The organism is Streptomyces sp. NPDC039609, from assembly GCF_055596705.1.
In genome coordinates this window covers 100708-106861 of record NZ_JBVIUJ010000014.1, presented here as the reverse complement: position 1 = coordinate 106861, position 6154 = coordinate 100708, and the positions used below count along the sequence as shown (strand labels likewise).

Below are 6154 nucleotides of genomic sequence, written 5' to 3'. Positions count from 1 at the left end.
CCCGCCCCGGAACCGTCCGCCGCATCGGCCCCCGCCCCGGAACCGTCCGCCGCATCGGCCCCCGCCCCGGAACCGTCCGCCGCATCGGCCCCCGCCCCGGAACCGTCCGCCGCATCGGCCCCCGCCACGACCGGTAACCCCGTCGGCTCCTCTGCGGCTGCGGCCATCGGAAAACTGACGGGACTGCGTTGGCGATTCGACCACGCCCGGCAGACCGGCGACCTTGCCGAGGCCAGGCGCGTGTGGCAGGAGGCGGGCAAGCTGTACGGCGTGAAGCTGCCGCCCGAGCAGCAGGCCGCGTACCGTCCCCACCTGCGCGACATGAGCGAGTGGGTGCATGAGCGCGAGAACTCGGACGTCCAGGCCGACCTCCGCCGACTGCTCGGCGACCTCAAGCAGCGAACGGGGTCCGCTGCCGCCGAAGCCCTTCACGACGGCCTTGCCCGTGCGAAGGGGCTCAAGCGGCGGCACCGCGGCAAACTCCCGCAGGACCTTCAGGACGCCTATCGCGTCTGCGTGGAACGACTCGCCGAGCACTCCGCAGCGCCGTCCGGGGGCAACGACGAGGCTTCCGCTCCGGAGGCGGAGGACGCGTCCCGATCGGACGAGGCCAAGCTGTCCGAACTCGCCTCTGTCGTCCGCTCCCTGCTGGAGGACACCGCACGGGACCGGGCCACTCTCAACTGGTCGGCGATCCGGCACCGGCTGAGCGTGGAGCTCCCTCACCTGCGCCCGGACGACCAGGGGCAGGTGCTGGTCCTCGCCGACAAGGACACCCCGGCGGACGAGCCGCTCCTCTCCGCCCTGGTCACCACGAACAACGGGGATCTCCACCCGCTGTACCGGCATGTCGCCTTCTCGCTCGACCGGGAGACGCCCGCACGACAGGACGAACTCCATGCGCGCTGGCAGAGGGATGTCCTTCGGCTCCACAGCCTCTGGAAACACCGCTGACGGGGGCGCGGCGGCGGGTCTTCTCACCGTCTCGCCGCCGGGCCCGAGTACCGCCTCAGTCCTCCGCGGCGACCTTTCGCGCTCGGCCGCGAGGGGCTCCTGTTCTTGGAGTCCCGGACTCCTTTGACGGCCTGGGAGGTATCACCCGATGGGGCCGAACGAGCGGGACGGATCGTCGCCGAACTCGCGGCCGACGCTGTCCTGCACGGCTGCGTCCTGGGGTGCGACAGGCGGGGCCGTCCTCACTTGCCCGGCCTGCGTCCTGGGGTGTGACAGGCAGGCCGTCCTCACTTGCCCGGCCTGCGTCCTGGGGTGTGACAGGCAGGCCGTCCTCACTTGCCCGGCCTGCGTCCTGGGGTGTGACAGGCAGGCCGTCCTCACTTGCCCGGCCTGCGTCCTGGGGTGTGACAGGCGGGTCGTCCCCGCTTGCCCGGCCTGCGTCCCGGGGTCTCCGCATCGAGGTCACCGCCCCGCGCGGCGAACAGCTGTCTGTCTTACCACCGCACCCCGAAGTCCTCCTGTCCGAAGCCGAGTCGGTCCCAGGGTCTCGTCCTGGTCGGCCTCGCCGACCCGTTGGGCCGTAGATCCCTACGCGCGGGCTCAGACCCTCGCTCCCGGTTCCTCGCCGGGCGGGAGGCCGGCGGAGAACCCTTGGAGGGCGAGCGGCGCCATCCCCACACATGCGGAGCTCACCCCGCCTGCGCCTTGAACCGCCAGACGGCGTGTTCCAGTCCCCCCGGCTCATGCCCGAGGAGGGCGGCGGCCTCCTCGTACACGGCTCGCAGCTCTGCGTACGTGAGGCCGGCAACCCCGGCCGTTGCCGCGAACGACCTCAGGTGCATGTCCACCGCGACCTGAGACCTGCCGACGAGGTTGCCGATGTAGTCGACACTCTTCGGCCCCACCCCCTTCACTGTGCCCAGGGCGGCGCGGTTGTCCTGGTGACCGAGCCACTCGTGGAGGTCGTTCCGGCTGTCGACGCCTCTGGCGGCCAGCAGTTCGGTGATGGCGTGAGCCGTTGCGACCCTGCCGGGGCTGTTGAAGTTCATGGCGAGGGCGAGGTCTTCCGTGGCCAGCCGGTTCCGGAAGCCGCGGACCGTGACGGCGTCAGGCCATGCGGACTGGAGCTGGAGCAGCCGCGGCAGGATGGTGGACCGGTATCTGCGGCGCGCCTGGAAGCTGGTGTCGCAGATGACGGCACCCATGTGCGTCCAGCCGCCGGGCGGATCGAAGGGGCCGTCGCCGAGAGCGGACCGAACCTGGGCAGCGAGCAACTGAGCGCTGCTGAGAGTGTCCATGGGCCCATGATGGCTTTCCGGTAGCGCAGTTGGAGCCTCGTCGACGTACTACTGGGCATGGCGGGAAGCCCGAACCCCGGCCCTCCGATGAAGGTCCGGGACCGTCTCCTCGACCACAGCTGGCACACGGCCGGTCAGTTCCAGGAGTCTCAGCGTCACTTGAGGCCGTGGGCGGGCGTCGACCGCCACACAGAAGAGCTGGCCGCCACCGTCGAAGTACACGTAAACGGTGGGCACCGCGGGTGGAAGCCGAGCTGGATGCCGCGGATGTCCGGGAAGAAGGGGTCGGCGGAGCAGCGGCTCAGCTCAAGGGCCCCTGGGAGAGCAGCCTTCACCTCGCCGGCGTGCATGCCGAAGCGCAGCGGTCCGACACTCTTCAGCGGGGTCAGCATCCACACCGGCTGAGCGGACTCCGCCGTGGTCTCCTGGGCTCCCGCAGTCATTCCGTATCCCCTCCGTTCGTCGCCTGAATGCGGACCTGACCTGCTGTTTCCCTGCCGGGCCCAGCTGTCCGCGCTGATCTCTATCGCATGCCGTGCGCGAAGCACCAACGGACTTCCTCTGTTCGCGAATGGCCGGACGTACGCGAGCTCGCGTAGCGCCAGGCTGAGCAGTAGGCGTGCGGTTCCTCGTGGTCAAGGCCGACTGCAGATGGCGGCGGCGTCCCCCCGCCGCCAGAGCTCGTGTTCCGCGTTGAGAACCTGCAGGCTGGCGAACGCGGCCGGGTTGCGGGGTGCGAAGCAGCGTGGTTCGCGTGGTGCAACCCGATTGGTCCATCCAGAGCTGCGATTTCGTTACCTCCCCTCGTTCGCGCCGGTTGTGTGCGGCAGCGGCGACCGTGGGGCGCCGCCCTACAGGGAAGGCAGTGGCGATGAAGGGGATTCTCCGGACGGCATTGGTCGTGGCGTCTGTTGTGGGCACCACGGTGTTCGGTGGAGTCGCGTCGGCCGATAACGGCGACAAGATCCATCTGGGCGATGACATCAACAACTCGACGTCGAACAACCTCGACCACAACTGTGGCCCGATCAGTTTCGGATTCTGCAACCAGACCAACACCTTCAACCCCGTGGTGAATCTGAGCATCCGCGATCTGCTTCTGGGCAGTGGCGATGACGACGGCGACACCGGCAGTTCTGGCAGCAGCGGCTCCTCGGGCTCGTCGGGCTCCTCGGGAAGCAGCGGCTCCTCGGGCTCCTCAGGCTCGTCGGGCTCCTCGGGCAGCAGCGGCTCCTCGGGCAGCAGCAGCGGCTCCTCGGGCAGCAGTGGTTCCTCGGGCAGCAGCAGCGGCTCCTAGGGCGGCTAGCCCGCCCATGACGACGACTTAACGGCACCCGGACCCGGCGAAATCGGAGCGCAAGCGCATGACGGGCACTCAGAGCAACTCTTCCCGGGTCCGGTCCGGACCGGCCACGGCGGTAGTGGTCTCCGCCGCCGTGATCATGCTGGGAGCCGCGGCCTGGCACGTAGCGGTGGTATTCCTTGCTCTCGCGCCGGAGAACGGGATCTCACAGGCATACAAAGAACAGATCGACGGATATTCCAGACCCACATTCGCCAGGGACTGGAAACTGTTCGCCCCCAACCCCCTGCAGGAGAACACCGCGGTCTCCGCACGCGTCGAGGTGGCGTCCCCCGACGGCCGCCGCCAGGTGAGCAATTGGGTCGACCTCACCGGTCAGGACATCGCGGCTATCAGGGGCAACCCCCTTCCGAGCCACGCACATCAGAACCTGCTCCGCCGCGCCTGGGATTTCTACGCGAAGACGCACGACCTGCGCGACGGTCGCCGTGTGGACCGGCGCGGTGACTTGTCGGAGCAGTACCTGAAGCGGATCGCGCTCCAGCGCCTCGGCCGTGGGGACAGCATCGGCACTCACATCGTCGCCATCCAGTTCCGGCAGCAGGTGACACGGGTGCAACCACCCCACTGGGACACGCGCGACGTGGGCACCGATGTCATGGTCCGCGCGGCCGCTCCCGGGACGCAGCCCTGGTGGCCGGTGAGGGAACACGACTACGAAGGGCTGGGGCTGTGACCAAGCGCCTCACCGATCTCACCACACGTATGACGCACGTCCTCGACCTCGCTACCCGGACCCGGTTCCCCTACCAGGCCGCCACGATCCGGATCGGCTTCTCCCTCCTCTTCGCGGCCTTCCTCGTCCGCGAATGGCCCCATCGCCGGACTCTCTACGGAGACCACAGCCCCTGGTCGCAGGAGATGGCTCTGCGCGTCATCGGCGAGGACCAGGCCTTCACCGCCCTGGCCTGGTGGCCGGGCCACTGGTGGTTCGAGACCGTCTACCACGGCACCCTCGTGGCGGCACTGCTGCTCATGGTCGGATGGCGCACCCGTGCCACGTCGGCGCTCTTCATGGTCGGCGTGCTGTCCCTGGAGTTTCGTGCTCCCTACCTGGGGGACGGCGGTGACAGTGTCTTCATCACCATGGCGGTCTACCTCGTCTTCACCCGCTGTGGCGAGGTCTGGTCACTGGACGCACGCCGTCGGCGCACCGGTGCCGACGACCGGTCCGGTCCGTTGCTGTGGCAGCTGACCGGCGTACTGCTGGGACTGGTGCTCGGTCTCCCCGACTCCGGATGGACGGGGCTGCTCTGGGCACTGTGGGCCGGATGCGGTCTGCGGTATGCGGCCGACCGCTGGTTCCCCCGACACGAGGCCCGGACCCTGCTGGATGGTCTGGCGGCCATGCTGCACAACGTCGGGATGTTCATCATCGCGGTGCATGTCTGCTTCATCTACGCCACTGCCGGCTGGTACAAGATCCAGGGATCGCGCTGGCAGGAGGGCAGCGCGTTGCACTACGCGCTGCACCTGGACCACTTCCGGCCCTGGCCGATGCTGTCCGACCTGTTGGCGGCCGGGATGATTCCGGTCGTCCTCCTCGCCTACGCGACGGTCGTGGTCCAGGTCGCCTTCCCCTTCACGCTCGCCTCCCGGAAGATCAAGAACGTCCTGCTCGCGGTGATGATGGCCGAGCACGCCGGCATCGCGGTCGTCCTCGGGCTGCCGTTCCTGTCCGCGGCGATGATCGTCTGCGACGCCCTGTTCCTGCCGACCGCGCTGCTGCTCTGGATCGACGCCCGAGTCAGTCGCAGAAATCTTCGACTCGGGGGCGGCAGCGAGGCCCCGGTGGCTGTTCCTTCCATCCCGGAGGGCAGGAAGCCCGAGCCCGCGAAGACACCGGAACCGTCCAGCGCAACCCGGCCCTGGTAATGCGCGGCGCCCCCCTCGACAGCCATCAGTCCTGGCTGTCGAAGTACCGGCCGCTCAACCGGTAGCCGTTCTCGCGAGCAAAGCCACCTGGACGGGCCCGACGTGGGCTGCGGGGCCTCGGCGAGAGCCGCCCGGCGTGCGAAGCCGGGGTGGTCGACCACTTGCGGCCGAGGCTCAGGAAGGGGAGGCTGCGTGCCGCAGGCCAGTCCGCGAGGGACGTACTTGCTCATCTCCGAGGCGCTTCGCGCGAGGATCGCCGAGGGGCGCTACGCCCACGGCCTGCCGTCCGAGGCTGAGATCGGCCGTGAGTTCGGCGTGGCCCGTACGACCGTGCGGCGCGCCTTGCGTGCCTTGGAGGAGACCGGGGATGTCGCAACCCTTGCCGGGGTTGGCCGGCAGATCCCTGGGGCTTCCCCGCACGCACCATACGAGCAGATCATGTCGGACCTGCTGAAGCAGATCCACGAGGGCACCCTCCCGGCTGGGGCCCGCCTCCCCAGCGAAGCGGCGATGGCCGCGACCTACAACGTTTCCCGGGGCACGGTACGCCGTGCCGTCCGGGAGCTGGAGACGGCCGGGCACGTCAGAGCCCAGCGGAGGTAGGGCGGTTCGTCAGCAGCACCACCTGAATCCCACCCAAAAGCTCATCTCGTAAAGATCTTCC

7 protein-coding genes are annotated in these 6154 nt (G+C 69.0%); 5 read left to right on the top strand and 2 right to left on the bottom strand.

Features of this window, described 5'->3' with window-relative positions:
• Positions 1-954: hypothetical protein (locus ACZ561_RS33315; RefSeq protein WP_471002315.1), on the top strand; the 954-nt coding region annotated here is incomplete at its 5' end.
• 689 nt (positions 955-1643) lie between these two features.
• On the opposite strand, the gene ACZ561_RS33310 is transcribed toward ACZ561_RS33315, so the two are convergent.
• Both ACZ561_RS33310 and ACZ561_RS33305 read right to left on the bottom strand, forming a co-directional pair.
• Positions 1644-2252 (bottom strand): HhH-GDP family DNA glycosylase, encoded by a 609-nt coding sequence (locus tag ACZ561_RS33310; protein WP_471002312.1) that lies wholly within the window; start codon positions 2250-2252, stop codon positions 1644-1646.
• Between the two features lie 155 nt (positions 2253-2407).
• Entirely contained in the window at positions 2408-2695 is a 288-nt protein-coding gene (locus ACZ561_RS33305) for a hypothetical protein (protein ID WP_471002309.1), read from the bottom strand.
• A 422-nt stretch (positions 2696-3117) separates the two neighbouring features.
• Between ACZ561_RS33305 and ACZ561_RS33300 the strand changes: the two genes are divergently transcribed.
• The 4 genes from ACZ561_RS33300 (at position 3118) to ACZ561_RS33285 (ending at position 6093) form a co-directional block, all read left to right on the top strand.
• Complete coding sequence (locus ACZ561_RS33300; protein WP_471002306.1) at positions 3118-3549, top strand: hypothetical protein; 432 nt, start codon at positions 3118-3120, stop codon at positions 3547-3549.
• A 67-nt stretch (positions 3550-3616) separates the two neighbouring features.
• Positions 3617-4291 (top strand): DUF5819 family protein, encoded by a 675-nt coding sequence (locus tag ACZ561_RS33295; protein WP_471002303.1) that lies wholly within the window; start codon positions 3617-3619, stop codon positions 4289-4291.
• Positions 4288-5490: an HTTM domain-containing protein gene (locus ACZ561_RS33290; RefSeq protein WP_471002300.1), complete on the top strand. Its 1203-nt coding sequence runs from the start codon at positions 4288-4290 to the stop codon at positions 5488-5490. Before ACZ561_RS33295 ends, ACZ561_RS33290 begins: the two co-directional genes overlap by 4 nt.
• A 192-nt stretch (positions 5491-5682) precedes the next feature.
• Complete coding sequence (locus ACZ561_RS33285; RefSeq protein ID WP_471002297.1) at positions 5683-6093, top strand: GntR family transcriptional regulator; 411 nt, start codon at positions 5683-5685, stop codon at positions 6091-6093.
• Positions 6094-6154 lie beyond the last annotated feature (61 nt).